Raw genomic sequence first — 18,924 nt, 5'->3', positions numbered from 1 at the left:
TGCGGGTGCGGAACAGATTCCAGGAAAATTCCTTGTGAAAGCCAGCACGCGATTGCCAGTGTCCACGCGTTCCTACCTCGCCGACACGTTGGCCTTGATCCTGTTCTTTACTACCACCGGCGTCATCAACGAGCGCTGGATAGCCGGAATGACCTGGGAACAGGTGCTTCATGCGCGCCTGATCGGCGGTGCGTTGATGATTCCGGTCGGCAGGCCCTACGGGATGTGGCGCGACTGGGTGATGCGTCATGCGGCGCCAACGCGCTTGTCCAGGCTGCTGTGGGACAGCCTGGCGCTGATGAGCTTCCAGGTGCCGATTTACGCGGCCATCATCGCGTTCAGCGGCGCCTCCGGCAGCGGTTTGTTGCGCGGCGTGTTGGGCGCTGCCGCGATGATGCTGTTTCTGGGGCGGCCGTATGGCGCGTTCCTCAACGCGGTCAGACGCCTTTTCGGCCTGCCGCCGGGTGGGCAGAAGCCCATGTCGCTTGACGAGTGACCCCGGCGAGGCATCCTGGGATTCATGTCCGGACTGCCGCACGCGGGCGCTGGCCTGCCGCAACGGTCATTGCCATTGCTCTGCATAGATGCGCTTCCATTCCTTTTCCATGTCCACCACGGTCCAGCCCTTGGCGCGGGCCTCGTCCAGGGCCTTGTCCAGTCGGCCGACGTGGGAGTCCCTGTCGTACGCCCACTCGCGCTTGGCGTCGGTGTGGTGGACTATGCCGGCAAAACGCTTGCCCGGGCCAGCGGTGGTCCATTGCAGCATCTGCAGGTCGCCGTCGGAGTTGCCGAAGGCCAGGATCGGGCGTTGTCCGATATAGCGCTGGATGGCGACGGGTTTGCCGGGACCGTCGTCGTTGAACGACAGCTTGGGCAGGCGCATGAGTTCGAAGCCGCTGCCGTCGGCCTGGAACTGGGTCTCGAAACCGCTGCCTATCACCTGGTCCCGCGGGATGCCATAGGCCTTTTGCGTCCAAGGCCGCATGAATTCGGTCTCGCCGCCCGACACGATGTAGGTCTTGAAGTCATACGCGCGCAGGTAATCAAGCAATTCCCGCATTGGCGCATACGTCATGCTGGTGTAGGGCAATTTGGTGCGGGGGTGGCGCGCGGTCTGCAGCCACTGGTCAACGCGCTGTTGGTACTGTTCGATGGACGTACCGGTGTTGGTGGCAAGCACGATTTCCATCAGTCCGCGTTCGCCGGACTTGGCGATGGCGGCGTGGTCGCCCTGCAAAACAGCCATGAACGGCTGCCGGGTGTACCAATCCGGATGGGATTGCGCCAGCGCATGCACTTCGTCCAGTGAGAACATGACCTGGAAGTACATGGGCTGCTCGCTCCACAGCGTGCCGTCGTTGTCGAACACGGCGATTCGGTCGTGGACCGGCACGAAGTCCGGGCTGCCGGGCTCGGTGACTGCTTTCACGAAGGCGACGATGGCGGTGCGGGACGGTCCGTCGGTCCAGGACGCCAGTTCGGCCTGCTTCTGGTGGTCCGGCCCGGCGCATCCGGCCAAGAGGAACAGAAGGAACAGCCATATCCATGCCAGCCGCGGCAAAAGTTGATTGTCGATGGAAGGCTGCAAGACGTTCTCCCGGATGCGCCGATGGCGCGACATTCATATCAGTCCAGCAGCAACTTTCCGCCCCGTGCAAGTGTTGCGAACACTCAGCGGCTGACGACGCTTTCCTGCGCGGCCTGCGCTGCCTTCCATTGCTGCGGCGTCATGACGGTTCTGAACCCGATGTGCGACATTGGATTGAGAGGATCGGTGCCGCGTCTTGCGCTGGCGCGGTAGCTGATGCAATAGGTGTCGCTGCACAGAAAGGACCCGCCCCGGGTCACGCGCTTGGGAGCCGACACGGGCGTGCCTCCGTCATCCGGGTCGAAGCTGTCGGCCGGGCCGGCGGGGTCCCGGGGCGGCTGCCGGTACTGCGCCTGGACCTTGAAGGCGTCCGCGCGGTACCAGTCGGCCGTCCACTGCCAGACGTTCCCGGCCATGTCGTACAGGCCATACCCGTTGGGCGAGAAGCTGCGCACCGGGGTTGTGCCAACCTGCACCTTTTCGTCCTTGACGACCGGGAAGGGCTGCGCCTGTCGGGTGTCCCAGATGTTCGCCATGGGCTTGCCCTGCGGCAGCAGTTCGTTGCCCCAGCTATAGGTGGCCTGTTCCAGCCCGCCGCGCGCGGCAAATTCCCATTCTGCCTCGGTGGGCAACCGCTTGCCCGCCCATTTGGCGTAGGCCTGCGCATCCGCATACGAGACCTGCACGACAGGGTGATCGTCCTTGCCGTCGATATTGCTGTCCGGGCCCTGGGGATGCCGCCAGTTGGCGCCGGGCACGAAGCGCCACCAGCGCGAATAGTCGCGCAGCGAGACCTCGGTTTCCGTGCCGACGAACACCATGGCTCCCGCCTGCAAGACGCTGTCGTGCGGACGCGGCGTGCCGGGCGGCAACTGGACCTGCAGGTCTTCCCAGGTTGGCTTCTGTTCCGCGGTGGTGACATACCCGGTGGCCTCGACGAAGCGGCGGAACTGCGCGTTCGTGACGTCGTTCACGTCCATCCAGAATCCGCTGACGCGTACCTTGTGTGCGGGTCGCTCGTTGGGCTGCGACATCTGGTGGTCGTTGCCCATCAGGAATTCGTCGCCCGGTATCCAGGCCATGTTCGCCGGACCTTGTTTGCCGTCTCCGAGCGTAATGACTGGCGCGCCCTTTGGCGCCGTCGACACCGCGACATAGGCGCCTATCGCGCCTGTCGCACCCAACACTCCCATCAACGCCAATGCGATTTTTGCCTGTCGTTTCACGAGCATTCTCCGTCGCGGTATTCGAGCCGCAGTGTCTCGACAAGGAAGCGGGTACAGCGCTGGCGCCGTCGCGGGTGCCTTGCAGTGGAATGCGCCACATGATGTTTTTGCGCAGCGCTGGAAGAGCGCCTCGCCATGCGTCACGCCGCGGCGGGTCCGAAAATATAAGCATGGTTGCGGAACGCGAGCAAAGCGCAATTGCGCTAGTGCAGCCGCACCAGGCGGCGCTGAAACGCAACACCTGTGATGCCGCGAACGCCTGATTTGGCGCCTGGTGCAGATGCGCTGGTCCTTGCGAACCAGGGGCGGGAAATAAGCCGTACGTTCCGGAAAATTCCGTTGACACGATCGAAAGGAAGATGAAAATTAATGCCGTTCGAGTCCTCGGGCGCCATGCCTTCCGGGCTTGGACTTCCCAGTACGCAGGCCAATGTGAACCGCACGGTTTGCAGCTTCGTGCGGTTGATTTAACTCTCTCACAGTGGAGTGTTGAAGATGGCGACCACACGAATTCTCTCTTGCGGTATCGCGGCGCTGATCCTGGGAGCGGCAACATGCGCACCCGCGGCTGCCCAGGACCAACGCAAACCCAACATCATCCTTCTCGTTTCGGACGACACCGGTCTGGGCGACCTCGGCCCGTATGGCGGAGGCATGGGACGCGGCATGCCGACGCCCAGCATCGACAGGCTGGCGAAGGAAGGCATGACCTTCTTCTCGTTTTATGCGCAGCCCAGTTGCACTCCAGGCCGTGCCGCGATGCAGACCGGCCGCATTCCTAACCGCAGCGGCATGACCACCGTGGCCTTCCAGGGCCAGGGCGGTGGCTTGCCCGCCGCGGAATGGACCCTGGGGTCGGTCCTGAAGACGGCCGGCTACAAGACGTTCTTCACAGGGAAATGGCATTTGGGCGAGGCGGATTATGCCTTGCCCAATGCCCAGGGCTACGACGAGATGAAGTACGCCGGGCTGTATCACCTGAACGCCTACACGTACGGGGACCCCACGTGGTTCCCGGATATGCCTGCCAGTGTCCGGGAGATGTTCCAACGGGTCACGAAGGGCGCGCTGTCCGGCAACGCCGGGGAAAAGCCGCGCGAGGAATTCAAGATCAATGGCCAGTATGTCGACACGCCGATGGTGAACGGCCGTGAAGGCGTCGTGGGGATTCCGTTCTTTGACCGCTACGTGGAAAAGGCATCGCTGGACTATCTGGATCGCAACGCCAAGTCAGAGCAACCGTTCTTCATGAGCATCAATTTCATGAAGGTGCACCAGCCCAACATGCCGGATCCGGATTACATCCACAAGTCCATGTCCAAGAGCAAGTATGCGGATTCGGTCGTGGAGCTGGATGCGCGCATCGGACGCATCATGGACAAGATCCGGGAACTGGGCCTCGACAAGAACACCCTGGTGTTCTACACGACGGACAACGGCGCCTGGCAGGACGTCTATCCCGATGCGGGTTATACCCCGTTGCGCGGAACCAAGGGCACGGTGCGCGAAGGCGGCAATCGCGTGCCAGCCATCGCCTGGATGCCCGGCAAGATCGCGGCGGGCGCCAAGGACCACAGCCTGATGGGCGGCCTGGACCTGATGGCCACGTTTGCCGCGGTGGCGGGCGTGAAGCTGCCGGTGAATGATCGCGAAAACAAGCCGATCGTTTTCGACAGCTATGACATGTCGCCCGTCCTGTTCGGCACCGGGAATTGCGACCGCAAGGCGTGGTTCTATTTCACCGAGAACGAGCTGTCGCCGGGGGCCGTCCGCGTGGCCAACTACAAGGCGGTGTTCAACCTGCGCGGCGACGATGGCGCGAAGACCGGCGGGCTTGCGGTGGACACGAACCTGGGCTGGAAGGGCGCGGAGTCATACGTCGCAACCGTTCCGCAGGTGTTCGATCTGTGGGCGGATCCACAAGAGCGCTACGACATCTTCATGAGCAACGTGACGGAAAGAACGTGGACCATGGTCATGTTCAACGATGCCATTGCGCCGCTCATGAAAACGTACATCGACTATCCGCCGCGGAAGATGCAAAGTGAAGGCTATGACGGTCCGATGACCTTGTCCGCATACGAGAAGTTCCAATACATCCGCGAAAGCCTGGCCAAGGATGGCTTCAAGCTGTCGTTGCCATCAGGCAATTGATTAAGGCGTTTCCCGAGAACGACACGGGCAGGGCGAGGCACGGCCTCGTCCTGCCGGTTTACAACCTGGCGGAGAATCGACATGACGCTACACAAATTGACTTTGGTGCTGTGCGCAATGCTGGTGGTCTCGGGTTGCGTGACGAAGAACACCTACGACAAGGAAGCGCAGTTGGCCGCCGAATACCAGGCCCTGAACCAGAGGCTATCGGCGGAGTTGAGCGCCGATCAGGTGCAGATCACGAAGCTGCAAAATGAACTGAAAGTCACGATGGTGAACGAGATCCTGTTCCCCGAAGGCGGCTGGCAGCTCAGTGCAAAGGGCCATCAGACGCTGACCAAGATTGCGCCCACGCTTTCCAACCTGAAGGCTCAACAGGTTGTCGTCCAAGGATTCACGGACAACTTGCCCATCGGCCCGGAACTGCGGTCGCGCTTTCCCTCGAATCTGGAACTGTCTTCGGCCCGCGCCGACGAGGTGGCGCGCTACCTGGTGTCCAAGGGAGTGTCGTCCAACACGATCTCGGCGCAGGGGTTTGGCGAAGCGCGACCGGTGGCCAGCAACGCGACGCCGGAGGGCAGGTCCAAGAATCGGCGCGTGGAGATTGTCATCGTTGCAGGGGGGCAGCCTTGATTTAGGGAAAAGCTTGTCGGGCAGGGCTGCAACGCAGGCGCTGGCGTGTATTCCAGTCATCTCGGCCATCGGCCGAATCGTTTGGAGTGAACGGCATGAAGACAGTCTCGAAGCTCGCAGTGTCGGTCATGGCCGCGATGACGATAATCTCAAACGCACGGTCGGCAGACGACGCTGATGATGCGGCTGCACAAGCCAACAATCCCCTGGCGAACATGACCGCCTTCAACATGCAGAACTACTACATCGGCAGGCAGACAGGGACGAGCCAGGACGCAAACGAGTTCTGGCTGCGTTACGCGCAACCCTTTTCAATTTCACGCACCAATTGGCTGCTGCGGGCGTCGCTGCCGGTCAATACGTTTCCGGTGGGGAACCACCACGAAACGGGCATGGGCGACCTGAACATTTTCACCGCCTATTTGATCGATGTCGGCAATCCTGCCGTGAGCTTCGGCTTCGGTCCGCAGCTCACGGCGCCGACTGCGACAAACAAGGACGTAGGCAGCGAGAAGTGGTCAGCCGGCCTGGTCAATGTGCTTTTCGACGCCAGCTCGCGACGGTTTCAGTATGGCTACCTGCTGTCCTGGCAAAGCAGTTTCGCGGGGTCAGGCCATCGCGAGGATGACAACGTCGTCGCCTTCCAGCCGTTCGGGATGCATCAGCTTGGCAAGGGTACGTATCTGCGCGCGGCGCCTATCTGGGAATACAACCTGAAGAATAACGGGTACAGCGTGCCGTTGGGCATAGGCATTGGGCAGGTGATCAAGCGTGAAAAGACGGTCTACAACTTTTTCATCGAACCGCAGTTCTCCGTGGCAAGCAAGGGTCCGGGTCAGCCGGACTGGCAGATATTCATGGGCTTGAATTTGCAGTTCCTGAAGTGATCCGGGCCTGCCACCCGTAAGGTGGCAGGCCCGACGTCGAGGTGGAACTGGCGCGTCGCGGGCGCCGCACGGTTGCGAGACGCCCGGGTGCGTCGATCAGAAGCTCTCCCAGTCGTCGTTCGATTGCGCGGGCTTGTGGTCGCCCGGGACGCGCAGCGCGGTCGGTGCCGGCCTAGCGGGCCTGGCGTCGGCGCGGTGAGCTTTGGCGGTCTTGTCGACGGCGGCCGAGCGCGACGGCGCCGGCCGGGCCACAACCCGCTGCGCATTCGCGGACGGGATGGCGGCGCGCGCCGGCGCGATCTGCGCCTGCGCCACGGGGCGGGACGCGCCGTCTTCGGCCAGGCGGAACACGCTGACCAGCTGCACCAGCGTCGCGGCCTGCGCGTTGAGACTGTGGGCGGCGGCCGCGGACTCTTCCACCAGCGCGGCGTTCTGCTGCGTGGTCTGGTCAAGCTGGTTGATGGCGTCGCCGACTTGCGAGATGCCTTGTCCCTGCTCGTGCGCGGCGGCGCCGATTTCGGCAATCAGGTCGGCGACGCGACGCACCTGCGTCACGATGTCGTTCATCGTGCTGCCGGCATCGATGACCAGGCTGGAGCCGGCTTCGACGTTGCCGACGCTGTCGCTGATCAGTTGCTTGATTTCCTTGGCGGCGCCGGCGCTGCGCTGCGCCAGCGCGCGCACTTCGCTGGCCACGACCGCAAAGCCTCGGCCCTGTTCGCCCGCGCGTGCCGCTTCCACGGCCGCATTCAGGGCAAGGATGTTGGTCTGGAATGCGATGGAATCGATGACGGCGATGATGTCGACGATCTTGCGCGAGCTGGCGGAGATCGCCTCCATCGTGTTGACGACATTGCCCACGACTTCGCCGCCACGCGCGGCGGCGTCGCGGGCGGATCCGGCCAGGCTGGCCGCCATCTGCACGGACTCCAGGTTCTGTTTCACCGCCGAGTTCATCTCTTCCATCGAGGCCGCGGTTTCTTCAACGTTGGCGGCCTGTTCCTCGGTGCGCTGGCTGAGATCGGTGTTGCCGGAGGAAATCTGGGTGGCGCCCGTGGCGATGGATTCGCTGGACTGGCGCACCTGGCTGACCAGTCGCGCCAGGTTGGCGCGCATGGCGTCCATGTTGGCCAGCACGCTGGTTTCGTCGCCATCGCGCCGCTGCACGCGCACGGCCAGGTTGCCCTTCGCGACTTCCTGGGCGACCTGCGCGGCGTAGGCGGGCTCGCCGCCCAGCCGGCGCATGACGGACCGAACGAGGGTCAGCCCGAGGACGGCGCCGATCAGCGCGCACAGCACGATCAGCGCGGTCAGCGTCCAGAACGTGCGTTCGACCGCCGCGGCGGCGTCTTCGGTGTCCAGGCGGGCCAGTTCTTCCTGGCGCTTCGCGGCTTCCAGCAGAATGTTGCGCGCGGCGACGTGCAGCTCGGCCGAGTCCTTGTGCAGCACGGTCATCGCGGTGGGGTCATTCCGATCCGCCAGACCCTTCACGTCGTTCACGGCCGCCTTGTAACGGGTCCAGGTATCGGCCAGCTTGCCGCCCAGGGCGCGCAGATCGGGATCCTGCTCCTGCTGCAGGCGGTCTCGGGCTTGCAGGACTGACTTTTCGGATTCTTCATTCAGGCGCAGTTCGTTCTGCCGGCCTTGAGGATCGGTATTCCAGATATAGACGTACATGCGCCGAAAGTGCGTGGCGCCTTGCCGGGCGGCGTCCACGACGACGCGCAGCGGCATGACGGTTTCGGTGTACATGGCGCGCTGTTTCTGGCTGATGCTCCAGAGCTGTTGCATCGCGATGGCGCCAACCGCCACCAGCATCGCGATGAAGAAGAGCACCAGCGCGGTCAGGCTGCTCCGGAGAGAGAGATTTCTGAGTTTGAACATGATGGGCACGCGACGGGGGCGCGGAATGCGCCCGCTACCCGTGCACTACATCACATAATGTTGCGCTGCAATAAGGAGAACTGGGGGGCAAAAAGCCGGGTTGGTCCCTTTGCATGGCATGCCGTTCCCATATGCGGGACAGGCGCGCGGGAAAGTGCCTTGCGCCCGTTCCGGGGATGTGGCGATCCAGGCGTGCAAACGGAATGCCGGCCCGGCTTACGCCCGCAATTGCACATGTTCGATGCGGTTGCGCCCGTTGTTCTTGGCGACGTAAAGCTGTTCGTCCACGGCTTTGATGAAGCCGGCCCGGTCACCATCGGGAATCACCGTGCCCGCGCCGATGCTGGCTGTGACGCGCCGGCCATGTGGCGACAGGGCATGCACGATGGATTTCTTCTCGAGGAGTCGCTGGCAGCGCTCGGCGACTTTCCGGGCCACCTCGGCGTCCGCATCCGGAAGCAGCACGACAAACTCCTCACCGCCGTAGCGCGCCACCAGATCGCGAGGGCCATCCAGCGCCAGGCTGAGCGTCTGGGCAATATCCACCAGGCATTTGTCGCCCTGGGTGTGGCCATACAAGTCGTTGTATTGCTTGAAAAAATCCACGTCGAACAACAATATCGACAGCGGCCGGGCTTCGTTGCGCGCCCGATCCCACTCCAGTTCAAAACACGTATCGAAGCGGCGCCGGTTGGCGATATTCGTCAAGCCATCCTTGAAGGACAGCACTTCCAGCTCTTTCTGCAGACGCAGCAACTGTTCCTCGGTTTTCTTGCGTTCGGTAATGTCGAACATGAATCCGATCAGCGCTTCGGCTTCGCCCTTTTCATTACGCACCACGTGCACGACGTCGCGAATCCACACGTAGCCGTTGTCCTTGGTCAGCGCCCGATAGTCCGCTTCGTGGTCGACGCCGGCCTGGGACTGGGTGACGCAGAAATTCACGACATATTCGCGGTCTTCGGGATGCATGCGCATGGCCCAATCTTCGACGCTGACCCAGCTGTCGACGCTCCAGCCCAGCAATGCTTCGATCTGCGGGCCGATATAGGCGAACTTCATCGTGGCCCAGTCGATCTTCCAAGGGATTGCCTTGGTGGATTCCAGCAGCGTTCTGTAAACCGCGCTGTCATGAAGAAGCGTGCTTTCGTCGGCCATACTTGATCCTTAGTCGATTCGCATGAACAAGCGACTTTAGCCTGAAGTGCTTGGTTACAATAGCCCGGGTCGATTTCAGCAATGCGACGATCGTTATTTGGCGTTTCCATTCATGCCGCGTTGCTGTTGAATTCCAGTATCAAGCTGCGCCATAACTGTATTAAGTAGATGTCCAAATACGTGAAATTCGCCGCTTTCGCGGTGGCAGTGAGTTCCTCCTTTCTTGCATCCGCGCAGGAATCCCCCCAAGCCGAACAACTCTATGACCGCGTCGTCCAGCAGGACGCCGGGGCTTTGGACGCCTTGGCGAAATTGGCAAAAACGGGCGATCCTCAAGCGCTTGTCAGCCTGGGCTTCATTTATGAGCACGGCGTAACCGTGCCGCGCGACGTCAATCAGGCCATCCAACATTACGGCCAGGCGTGCGCACTCGGGGGCCAGTATGGTTGCGCCAACGCGGCCTACTTCTATGAATACGGCATCGGCGTCGCCCAAGACCGCAACAAGGCTGAACACTATGTCGGGCTGCTGAACAAAGAAGGCGTTGACCAGGCTGAAATCGAACGCCAGCGCCGTATTGTCTACAAGGGCAAGGCCGAAGCCGAAACCGACATTGAAATGCGGCTGCCGGTGATCGAATATCTGGAACGACGCGTGGGCTCGGCGTCTTCCGATGACAGGGCGCTGATGGAGCGCATCGGGTTCAGCAAGGTGGACACGCTGCGGCTGGCTCGGGTGTGGGCGGAACGGGACAATGACCCGACGATGCTTTTTCAAGTCGGAAGCTTCTACAACTTCGGCTATTCGCACATCGAGAATAAAAATGCCGAGGCGTACAAGTGGTGGGCTCGCGCGGCGGAAGCCGGCGAGCCGCAGTCGCAGAACCTGCTTGGCCTTGCGTACGCGCAAGGGAGGGGCGGGATGGCGGTCGATCCCAAACTCGCCGTGTCCTGGTTTGAACGCGCGGCCAAACAGGCCGACAAGGACGCCCTCGTCAACCTGGGCGAGATTTTCTATCTTGGCGAGATCGTGCCTGCCGACTACGACCGGGCGCTTTCCCTGTTCCAGCAGGCAGCCGGGAAAGACTCGTCCAGGGCAGCGCGATTCCTGAGCTGGATGTACTACAACGGTCAGGCGGTCGAAACCAACTGCGACAGGGCGCTGGAATATCGTCAGACGCAGCGCAGCCAGCGGCCGGATGAGGCGGGCGATTCCAGGTTCCTGGCGCAATGCATGCGCGATCAGAAAAACCGCGTGCATGCTGATGCGCAGATTCCGTCCCTGCGCCTGCAACACAAATCCACGTTTCATGGCGGCAATGGCGGGGCGCTGGCGTGCGAACCCCATTTCGTCGTCACCACCGACAAACTGGGCGAAATCGCCAATTTGCGCGTCGTGGTGGAACTGACGAACGACAAAGGGGCGACGACGCGGCGCCCGCTGGCCTTCAGCCCATTTGGCTTGAACACGATGAACGAGGACCTGGACGGCCGGGAGGGCGACTCGTTCAGCTCCAGCACCCTGGTGCCGATGACCACCAAGGAATTCTGCGAGTTTCGGCCGGACTTCAAGATCAAATACGCGATCGCGACCGTGAATGGCCGGAATACGGATCTGCTTGCCGACGGCATTCTCAAGCGATAACGGCAGGTATCGTCCACCGCCTGCACGGGGTTACGGGTAGATTTCCTTTACGGGGATCTGCCCGTTCGCATTGAAAGGCCGGTTCAGGACGCCACCGCCTCCGGCTGGCTTCGCAATCGCAGCACCGGCGATGTAAAGAGGACGGCGAATTGGATGAAGAAGCCGATGGTCGACACCCACAGACAGGCCGCCACGCCGAACCGGGCCGCGAGCGCGGCGCCGATCAGCGCGCCGATGGGACGGGCGCCGAAGTTTGCCGTCACGATGACGGACGACACGCGGCCAAGCAGCGCATTGGGCGTCACCGACTGGCGCAGCGTGGTGGTGGTGATGGTCCACAAGATGGGGCCCGCGCCGAACAGGAAGAAGCCCACCGCGGCCCATGCGCCGGAGGGGAAGACCAGCGTGGACAGTAGGATGACGCTGGCCATCAGGGCGGAAAGCGGTCCAGCCCCGATCATTGCGCCGAAGGACAGGCGGCGGGCCAGCCACGGCGCGGCGAGCGCGCCCGCCAGCATGCCGGCGCCATACACGCCAAGCGTGATGCCGACGCCCGCTGCCGACAGGCCCAGCCGTTCGACGGCGTAGGCGACGTAGATCGCCAGCAGCACGAACCATGCGGTGTTGAAGAACAGGGCGGTCACGAGCACCGGCCGCAGCAAGGGGTGCGTGGCGACGAAGGCCGCGCCTTCGCGCAGCTCGGCAAGCGGATGGCGGCGCTGCGCCGGCCTGGGCGCATCTTGCGGCAGGCCGGACAGCAGGACTGCCGCCAGCAACGACAGCGTGGTGGCCAGCACATAGGCAGCGGGAGCGCCCATCCAGCCCACCAGCGCGCCGCCCGCCGCCGGACCGGCGGAAAACGCTGCGCTGCGCGCCAGTTCCAGCCAGCGGTTGGCGCTGGCAAGTTCGGTGGCGGGAACAAGCCGGGGGACCAGAGCCGGCGCCGCGACGTTGTAGGCCACGGTGCCCACCGCGCCCAGGAACCCCAAGGCCGCCAGCCATTCCAGACTGAGTCCGCCGGTCCACAGCAGCGCCAGCAGGCCCAGCAGACTCGCGGCGCGCACGATCTCGGCAGCGGTCATCAGGGCGCGACGCGACATGCGGTCGGCCAGCACGCCGGCGGGCAGGGACAGCAGCAGGAACGGCAGGGTCTGGGCGGTTTGCAGATACCCCGTCTGGGCCGCGGTGGCGCCCAGCGCCAGCACGGCGAAGAGGGGCGCGGCGGCCAGCGCGATCTGTTCGGAAAACTGCGCGGCGAGGTTCGAGGCGGCCAGGCGCCGGAAGGCAGAGGGCAGGGCGGTCATGGCAAGGGGCGGGGACGCCGCGCAAACGACAAGGGCACGATCATAGTCGTGCCCTTGTCGTGCCGCACTCCGGTCCTTGCGCTATGCGAGGCCGGCCCTTGCGCCAGGGCAAGGGGCCGTCCGGTCAAGGAATGGGCGGATAGTCGCCGAAGCCGTCCGGCCAGGTCGTCAGCACGTCGTAGCCGGTTTCGGTCACGACCACCATGTGTTCCCACTGCGCCGACAGCGAACGGTCTTTGGTGACGACGGTCCAGCCGTCCGGCAGTTGCTTGGTCTGCGGCTTGCCGGCGTTGATCATGGGTTCGATCGTGAACATCATGCCGGGCTGCAGCACCATGCCTTCTCCGGGCCTGCCGTAATGCAGCACCTGCGGATCGTCGTGGTAGATCTGGCCGATGCCGTGGCCGCAGTATTCGCGCACGATGCTGAAGTGCTCGCGATGGGCCACGGTCTGGATCGCGTGGCCGATGTCGCCCAGCGTTGCGCCCGGCTTGACGGCCATGATGCCCGCGCGCATGGCTTCGTAGGTGGTGTTGACCAGGCGGCGCGCCAGCGGGCTGGGCTGGCCGACGTAGTACATGCGGCTGGTGTCGCCGAACCAGCCGTCCTTGATGACGGCCACGTCGATGTTCAGGATGTCGCCGTTCTTCAGGACCTTGGACGACGGAATGCCGTGGCAGATCACATGGTTGACCGACGCGCAGATCGTCTTGGGAAAGCCGTGGTAGCCGACGTTCGCCGGAATCGCCTTCAGCACATTGACGATGTAGTCGTGGCAGATGCGGTCAATTTCATCGGTGGTGACGCCGGGACGGACGTGCTCGCCGATCATGTGCAGCACTTCGGCCGCCATGGCGCCCGCCTTGCGGGCCATTTCGATGTCGGCGGCGGACTTGATGGAAACCTTCTTGGCCATTTATGCGGCCTCCTGCTGGGCAGGCTGCGGCAAGCCTTGGGACAGGGACGCGATGGTGAAGCCTTCGGCCTGATCGATGCGGATCAGCAGCTGGCAGATGTCGGCGTGGCGCAGTTCGGGGTAGAGCTCGGACAGCATGCCGATGCGCATCCAGTGTTCCGCCTGGGAATTGATGGACCGGCTGAGCGCGCCGCTGGCGACGCGCAGGTTTTCGTGCATTTGCTCGGAGATCTTGACGATGCCCATAGTGGATGTTCCGTATATGTTTTGTATATGGAACGTATGGTACTGCGAGGTATGGGGCGGGCGCAAATCGCGAGGTGCCAGGTGCTTGTCTGACGGCCGGGTGAGATTGTCTCGCGCAGTGTCGGACACCCGGATGCCGCCGCCACAGCGCGCTTACCCGCCAGCGCTGTCCTTGCTTTCCTTGCGGGCCTTGCCCCGCGTGGACTTTTTCGCCGCCCCGGCGCGCGGCGTTTCCTTGGCTGCGGGAGCGGCCGCCGCAGTCATCTGCTCCATCCACATCAGCGCGTCGGTGTAGGACAGGAACTGCTGCAGATACCCGGGAGACATCTCGCGCATCAGGGACAGCGCGCGGTGCACGAGCTGATTGGAATTGAGCGGACCGGCGTTCTTGTGGACCTGTTCCTGCGATTGACGCACCTGGCGGTCGGCGCTGACGCCGGCCCAGATTGCCCGGAAATCGTCGAGCAGAGGCATTTCCGGATAGGCGGCGCGCAGGCCCAGGCCGTCGCGAACGGCTTCGTCGCCTTCCGCCGCAGGGTGCGCCATGTAGCGGATCAGCTGCGCCAGCGGGCTGGCCGCGGACGCGCCAGAGGCCACGGAGAGAAGGGCGGGTTCGGCCGAGTCCGGACGGCCTGGCGCATCCGGTCCCAGCAGGTCCGGATCCGCTGCGTCGACCGCGCCATCCAGGTTCGCGTTGACCGGATCGGCCAACACATCCGGCTTTGAATCTTGCGCAGCGGTCTGGTCCAGCCCTGCCTCGTAGGCCAGCAACAGCTCGGCCAGGCGCTGGTCCAGCCGTTCCCGCGCGGGGCCCGCGTAGGCCGCCGCGCGCCGGTCCAGCGCATCCAGCAAATGGAAGCGCACCGGATCATTGCGGTCGGCCCCAAGTTCGCGCCAGGCGTCCAGCCTTGCGCGAGCGTTCAGGATCTTCCCGCTGCCGCCGTCACTGCTCACCGGACTTGCCCGTTTCGTTCGACGGTTTCGGGATGGGCGTGATTTCGACGCGGCGGTTCTTCGCGCGGCCTTCCTCGTCGGCGTTCGAGGCCACGGGCTGCTCGGCGCCGAAGGCCGCGGCGAACACCGTCGAGGACGGGACGCCCTCGTTGATCAGGGCGCGGGTCACGGTCAGCGCGCGTTGGGCCGAGAGGTCCCAGTTGTCCGCGAAGCGCCGGTTGCCCTCGCGCACCTGCTGGTCGTCGGTGTAGCCGCTGACCATCAGGATTTCGTTGTGGCTCTTCAGGTACGCCGACAGGGGTTCGATCAGGCTCTTCAGGACTTCGCGGCCCTCGGGCTGCAACTGGTCGGAATTCAGCGCGAACAGCACGCTGCCGCTGATGCCGATGCGACCGTTGATCAGCGTCACGCGACCGGCGGCCAGGGGGCCGGCCAGCGCCTGCTCCAGCGTTTCGCGACGCTGCGTTTCGGCCTGGCGTTGCTTGACCTCTTCCTCCAGTTGCGTCGACAGCTGCAACTGCACCGCCACCACGCTGACCAGGATCAGAACGAATGCGCCCAGCAGCACCGACATCAGGTCGCCGAAGACGGCCCAGGCCGGCGACGAAGCCTCCACGCCGCCGTCGATATCCTCGCTCATGCGGTTTCAGCTCCGGCCGTGGCGCGCTGGCTGGCCAGCGTCTGCAGGTTTTCGATGATCTGCTTTTGCGACATCAGGCTCAGGTCGACGACCTCACGCGCCTGCGCCACGTAGTAGGCAAGCTGTTCGTCGCCACGCGCGATGGACTTGTCCAGCGCGGCCTCGATCCGTTGCAGGTGTGCCATCAGCTTGTCGTTGGATTCGCCGAACGATTGCACCGCCACGCCGAACGATTCGCCCAGGCTGGCCATTTCGACGGCGCTGCCGGTGACCAGCGACGCCACCTCGGCAAGCTTGCCGGTTTCGGCGTCGACCTTGTCGGTGAATTGCGCGCCCACGCGCTCCAGCATGTCGGCCGACGACGCGACCAACGCGTCCACGGCCGTGCGCTGTTCGGCGGCGGTGTGGTTGACGGCGTCCAGCAGGGTGCCCAGCGTTTCCAGCAGACGGTTGCGCTCCTGCAGCATGTCGTTGTCGCGCACCATGCTGTCGGACAGCTTCTGGCGCAGTTCGCCGATGACCTCGGCCGCGGCGCGCGGCGCTTCGGAGGCCGCATGCACCAGGCGCTCGATTTCGGCGATGGTCTCGCCGGCATGCGCCTGTGTCTGGGCCGTGATGTCCTGCGCGGTCAGGCTGAGCGTGTCGCAGATCTGCTGCTGCAGGCTGGCGGCCTGCGCGCCGGCCTGTTCCCATTCCGCGCGCAGTGCGTCGGCCATGGCGGACAGCTTGTCGGTCCAGGCCGTAAGGCGCTCTTCGTCGTTGGCCGCCAGCGCTGCCTGCAAGGCGGCGTGCGATTGGTCCAGCGCCTGCAGCAATTCGATCGAGTGCTGGCCAAAGGCGGCCGACGCGGTTTCCAGCGCCTGCCGGTTCTCGTCCGCCAGTTGCTTGCCGACCGCTTCCTGGCGGGCCTGGGCGTTGGTCCAGGCCTGGGTGACGCTGCCCGCCGCCGTTTCCAGGCGGGTGGACACGTCTTCCAGCAGGCCGGCCTGCGTCTGGGTTTGTGCGGTGATATCGCGGGCGGTCTGGGCCAGCGCGTCGCTGACTTCGATCTGACGCAGGGCGGCCTGCGTGCCGGCCTGTTCCCATTCCTCGCCCAGCTTGGCGGCCATGGCCGTCAGCGAGCCGGTCCAGGCGGCCAGACGTTCCTGGTCGCGCGAGGCCAGCGCGGCCTGCAGTTCGGCATGCGAGGCGTCCAGCGTGCGCAGCAGCGCTTCGGCATGTTGGCCGAACGCAGCGGCGGCCGTTTCCAGGGCCCGTTGGTTGTCGCCGGCGAGCTTTTCGTTGGCGTCCTGCTGGCGCGATTGCGCGTCGGTCCAGGCCTGGGTGACGCTGCCCGCCGCCGTTTCCAGGCGGGTGGACACGCTTTCCAGCAGGCCGGCCTGCGTCTGGGTTTGTGCGGAGATGTCGCGCGCGGTCTGGGCCAGCGCGTCGCTGACCTCGATCTGGCGCAGGGCGGCCTGCGTGCCGGCCTGTTCCCATTCTTCGCCCAGCTTGGCGGCCATGGCCGTCAGCGAGCCGGTCCAGGCGGCCAGTCGTTCCTGGTCGCGCGAGGCCAGCGCGGCCTGCAGTTCGGCATGCGAGGCGTCCAGCGTGCGCAGCAGCGCTTCGGCATGCTGCCCGAACGCGGCGGCGGCCGTTTCCAGGGCCCGCTGGTTGTCGCCGGCCAGCTTTTCGTTGGCGTCCTGCTGGCGCGATTGCGCGTCGGTCCAGGCCTGCGTGACGCCGGCCGCGGCGGTTTCGATCCGGGCGGACACGTTCTGCAGCAGGCTGGCCTGCGCTTCGGTCTGCTGGGCAATGCCGAGGGCGGTGCGGGCCAGGGTGTCGCTGATTTCCTGCTGGCGCGCCACGGTGTTGGCGCCTGCCTGTTCCCATTCCTGGCCCAGCTTGGCGGTCATCGCCGTCAGTGCGCCGCTCCAGGCGGCCAGGCGTTCCTGGTCGCGCGACGCAAATGCGGACTGCAATTCGGTGTGCGACTGGTCCAGCGCGCGCAGCAGCGCCGCGGCTTGCTGTCCGAAGGCGGCGGTGGCGGTCTCGAGCGCGGCCTGGTTGCCGGCGGCCAGTTTTTCGCCGGCTTCTTCCTGGCGGACGAGCGCGCGGGTCCATTGTTCCGACACGCCGTTGGCAGCGGCTTCCATGCGCGCGGACACGCCTTCCAGCAGCGAGGCCTGGGCTGCGGCCTGCGTAGCGACGTCGCGCGCCGTCCGGGCCAGGGCGTCATTGACTTCCTGTTGGCGGGCGGCGGCCTGCGAGCCGGATTGTTCCCATTCCTGGCGCAGCGTGGCGCCCATGGCGCCCAGCGTTTCCGTCCAGGCGGCCAGCCGCTGCTGGTCGCGAGACGCCAGTTCGGTCTGCAGCGCGGTGTGCGATTGGTTCAGGGTGCGCAGCAGCGAGGCGGAGTGCTGCTCGAAGCTGGCGGCGGCGGCGGTGAGGGCCTGCAGGTTGTCGCCCGCCAGCTTCTCGCCGGCTTGTTGCTGGTGCGACAGCGCGTCGGTCCAGGCTTGCGACAGGTTGCCCGACGATGCCTCCAGGCGAGCGGACACGCCTTCCAGCAGGTCGGCGGAACGTTGTTCGAAGGTTTGCGCGAAGCGGTCGAGGGACGCGCGCAGGTCTTGGGCCATCGCCTCGCTGGCGCGCTGTTGTCCGGCGACGGCCTCGCCCCAGATGCTCGCCACGTCCGAGGTCGCCGATTGCAGGCCGGCGGTCAGGCCTTCGAGCTGGCGCTGCACGGCCTGAGCCACGGTGTCCTGCAGGCTGGCGGTTTCCCGCGACAGGCTGTCCATCGTGGCCTGCACGACGGGTTGCAGGGCTTCGCCAGCCGAGCGCGCGCTTTGCGCCACGCTGTCCTTCATGGACGCTTCCATGACGGACGCGAGACGGGCGTACGCGGCCTCGGCCTTGCCTTGGAATGCGTCCTGGCTGGCCATCTGGCGGTCGTTGAGCGCCTGGCTCTGCGCTTCCATGCTCTTGATCATGGCCTGCAGCTGTCCGGTCAGCGCGGGGATGGCTTCGGCCTGCTGTTGCATGGCTTCCGCCTGGCGCTGGAGCAGCTTGAATGATTCATCGCGCTGGTAGCTTTGCGAATAGACACGCAGCGTCGTGGCGGCCTTGGTGTCCAGCAGTTGCGCCGCGTGGACGCGTTCGCGCCGGCACATTGCGGCAAGCAGGCCCAGCATGGCGGAAGTGGCGACGCCGGCGATGGACGTGCCGAATGCAAAGCCCAGGCCCTTCACGGGCGCGGCCAGGGACGCGCGGATGGCGGCCAGATCGGTCGAGCTTTCCAGCGCCAGGCCGGTGCCGCGCAGCGTCACGACCATGCCCAGGAACGTGCCGAGCATGCCCAGCAGCACCAGCAGGCCGACGAGGTAAGGCGTGAGCGACGGGCCGGGCAGGCCCACGCGTTCGCCTTCGACGCGAAGGCGCACGGCATTGCGCAGGCCCGCAGGCACCTGGTCCAGCCAGGTGCCCAGGTTGCCCGGCGCTTCGGCCAGGCCGGCTACCGCCTTGGCCATTGAAGAGGTCGCCTGCTGATAGCGCAACAGTTCAAGCGCGCCGGCCAGATAGCACACGCCGATCAGCAGCGTCACGGCCAGCGCCAGCGGGTTGGTGCCCGCATACCCGGCGCCGATCCAGCCCACGACGGCCAGACCGGCCAGGAAAACCACGATATTGATCAGATTCTTGGACATAGTG

At 64.8% G+C, this 18,924-nt stretch carries 15 protein-coding genes; 5 read left to right on the top strand and 10 right to left on the bottom strand.

Going from position 1 to position 18,924, the window contains the following annotated elements; translation table 11 throughout:
* Positions 1 to 34: 34 nt before the first annotated feature.
* Positions 35 to 496, top strand: coding sequence for an L-alanine exporter AlaE (gene alaE, locus RT614_RS10095; RefSeq protein WP_313621966.1), 462 nt, complete (start codon positions 35 to 37; stop codon positions 494 to 496).
* A 66-nt stretch (positions 497 to 562) separates the two neighbouring features.
* Here alaE and RT614_RS10090 read toward each other — a convergent pair whose 3' ends face one another.
* Complete coding sequence (locus RT614_RS10090) at positions 563 to 1,588, bottom strand: HAD family hydrolase (RefSeq protein ID WP_409558443.1); 1,026 nt, start codon at positions 1,586 to 1,588, stop codon at positions 563 to 565.
* An 83-nt stretch (positions 1,589 to 1,671) separates the two neighbouring features.
* A complete protein-coding gene (locus tag RT614_RS10085; protein WP_313621965.1) occupies positions 1,672 to 2,814 on the bottom strand; it encodes a formylglycine-generating enzyme family protein in 1,143 nt (380 codons plus the stop codon).
* 495 nt (positions 2,815 to 3,309) lie between these two features.
* On the opposite strand from RT614_RS10085, the gene RT614_RS10080 reads away from it, so the two are divergent.
* The 3 genes from RT614_RS10080 to RT614_RS10070 all read left to right on the top strand — a co-directional run bounded on the left by RT614_RS10080 (position 3,310) and on the right by RT614_RS10070 (position 6,488).
* On the top strand, positions 3,310 to 4,968 hold the full coding sequence (locus tag RT614_RS10080) for an arylsulfatase (RefSeq protein WP_313621964.1): 1,659 nt from the start codon (positions 3,310 to 3,312) through the stop codon (positions 4,966 to 4,968).
* Positions 4,969 to 5,049: 81 nt separating this feature from the next.
* Complete coding sequence (locus tag RT614_RS10075; protein WP_313621963.1) at positions 5,050 to 5,601, top strand: OmpA family protein; 552 nt, start codon at positions 5,050 to 5,052, stop codon at positions 5,599 to 5,601.
* A gap of 95 nt (positions 5,602 to 5,696) precedes the next feature.
* Positions 5,697 to 6,488: a hypothetical protein gene (locus RT614_RS10070; protein ID WP_313621962.1), complete on the top strand. Its 792-nt coding sequence runs from the start codon at positions 5,697 to 5,699 to the stop codon at positions 6,486 to 6,488.
* Between the two features lie 96 nt (positions 6,489 to 6,584).
* Here RT614_RS10070 and RT614_RS10065 read toward each other — a convergent pair whose 3' ends face one another.
* Positions 6,585 to 8,372 carry a methyl-accepting chemotaxis protein gene (locus RT614_RS10065; protein ID WP_313621961.1) on the bottom strand — a complete coding sequence of 596 codons (1,788 nt, stop codon included), beginning with the start codon at positions 8,370 to 8,372 and terminating at the stop codon, positions 6,585 to 6,587.
* A 216-nt stretch (positions 8,373 to 8,588) separates the two neighbouring features.
* Complete coding sequence (locus RT614_RS10060) at positions 8,589 to 9,530, bottom strand: sensor domain-containing diguanylate cyclase (protein WP_313621960.1); 942 nt, start codon at positions 9,528 to 9,530, stop codon at positions 8,589 to 8,591.
* 168 nt (positions 9,531 to 9,698) lie between these two features.
* Between RT614_RS10060 and RT614_RS10055 the strand changes: the two genes are divergently transcribed.
* Entirely contained in the window at positions 9,699 to 11,174 is a 1,476-nt protein-coding gene (locus tag RT614_RS10055; RefSeq protein WP_313621959.1) for an SEL1-like repeat protein, read from the top strand.
* Positions 11,175 to 11,257: 83 nt separating this feature from the next.
* Here the strand turns inward: RT614_RS10055 and RT614_RS10050 are convergent, their stop codons facing one another.
* From RT614_RS10050 to RT614_RS10025, 6 genes are all read right to left on the bottom strand, one after another.
* Positions 11,258 to 12,478 (bottom strand): MFS transporter, encoded by a 1,221-nt coding sequence (locus tag RT614_RS10050; RefSeq protein WP_313621958.1) that lies wholly within the window; start codon positions 12,476 to 12,478, stop codon positions 11,258 to 11,260.
* 124 nt (positions 12,479 to 12,602) lie between these two features.
* Complete coding sequence (gene map, locus RT614_RS10045) at positions 12,603 to 13,394, bottom strand: type I methionyl aminopeptidase (protein ID WP_008158531.1); 792 nt, start codon at positions 13,392 to 13,394, stop codon at positions 12,603 to 12,605.
* Complete coding sequence (locus RT614_RS10040; protein WP_056318213.1) at positions 13,395 to 13,640, bottom strand: ParD-like family protein; 246 nt, start codon at positions 13,638 to 13,640, stop codon at positions 13,395 to 13,397.
* A gap of 153 nt (positions 13,641 to 13,793) precedes the next feature.
* Entirely contained in the window at positions 13,794 to 14,594 is an 801-nt protein-coding gene (locus RT614_RS10035) for a DUF2894 domain-containing protein (protein ID WP_313621957.1), read from the bottom strand.
* On the bottom strand, positions 14,584 to 15,234 hold the full coding sequence (locus RT614_RS10030) for an OmpA family protein (RefSeq protein ID WP_313621956.1): 651 nt from the start codon (positions 15,232 to 15,234) through the stop codon (positions 14,584 to 14,586). The genes RT614_RS10035 and RT614_RS10030 overlap by 11 nt, the downstream gene beginning before the upstream one ends.
* Complete coding sequence (locus RT614_RS10025) at positions 15,231 to 18,920, bottom strand: DUF802 domain-containing protein (RefSeq protein WP_313621955.1); 3,690 nt, start codon at positions 18,918 to 18,920, stop codon at positions 15,231 to 15,233. Before RT614_RS10025 ends, RT614_RS10030 begins: the two co-directional genes overlap by 4 nt.
* Positions 18,921 to 18,924: the final 4 nt, after the last annotated feature.

Source organism: Achromobacter sp. (genome assembly GCF_032102605.1).
Taxonomy (GTDB): domain Bacteria; phylum Pseudomonadota; class Gammaproteobacteria; order Burkholderiales; family Burkholderiaceae_B; genus Achromobacter.
This window is presented reverse-complemented; position numbering and strand designations above follow the sequence as displayed.

Coding starts and splice junctions, on each gene's coding strand:
- RT614_RS10025 (WP_313621955.1), bottom strand. CDS start 18,920: ATGTCCAAGAATCTGATCAATATCGTGGTTTTCCTGGCCGGTCTGGCC.
- RT614_RS10075 (WP_313621963.1), top strand. CDS start 5,050: ATGACGCTACACAAATTGACTTTGGTGCTGTGCGCAATGCTGGTGGTC.
- RT614_RS10030 (WP_313621956.1), bottom strand. CDS start 15,234: ATGAGCGAGGATATCGACGGCGGCGTGGAGGCTTCGTCGCCGGCCTGG.
- RT614_RS10050 (WP_313621958.1), bottom strand. CDS start 12,478: ATGACCGCCCTGCCCTCTGCCTTCCGGCGCCTGGCCGCCTCGAACCTC.
- RT614_RS10080 (WP_313621964.1), top strand. CDS start 3,310: ATGGCGACCACACGAATTCTCTCTTGCGGTATCGCGGCGCTGATCCTG.
- map (WP_008158531.1), bottom strand. CDS start 13,394: ATGGCCAAGAAGGTTTCCATCAAGTCCGCCGCCGACATCGAAATGGCC.
- RT614_RS10040 (WP_056318213.1), bottom strand. CDS start 13,640: ATGGGCATCGTCAAGATCTCCGAGCAAATGCACGAAAACCTGCGCGTC.
- RT614_RS10060 (WP_313621960.1), bottom strand. CDS start 9,530: ATGGCCGACGAAAGCACGCTTCTTCATGACAGCGCGGTTTACAGAACG.
- RT614_RS10055 (WP_313621959.1), top strand. CDS start 9,699: ATGTCCAAATACGTGAAATTCGCCGCTTTCGCGGTGGCAGTGAGTTCC.
- RT614_RS10065 (WP_313621961.1), bottom strand. CDS start 8,372: ATGTTCAAACTCAGAAATCTCTCTCTCCGGAGCAGCCTGACCGCGCTG.
- RT614_RS10070 (WP_313621962.1), top strand. CDS start 5,697: ATGAAGACAGTCTCGAAGCTCGCAGTGTCGGTCATGGCCGCGATGACG.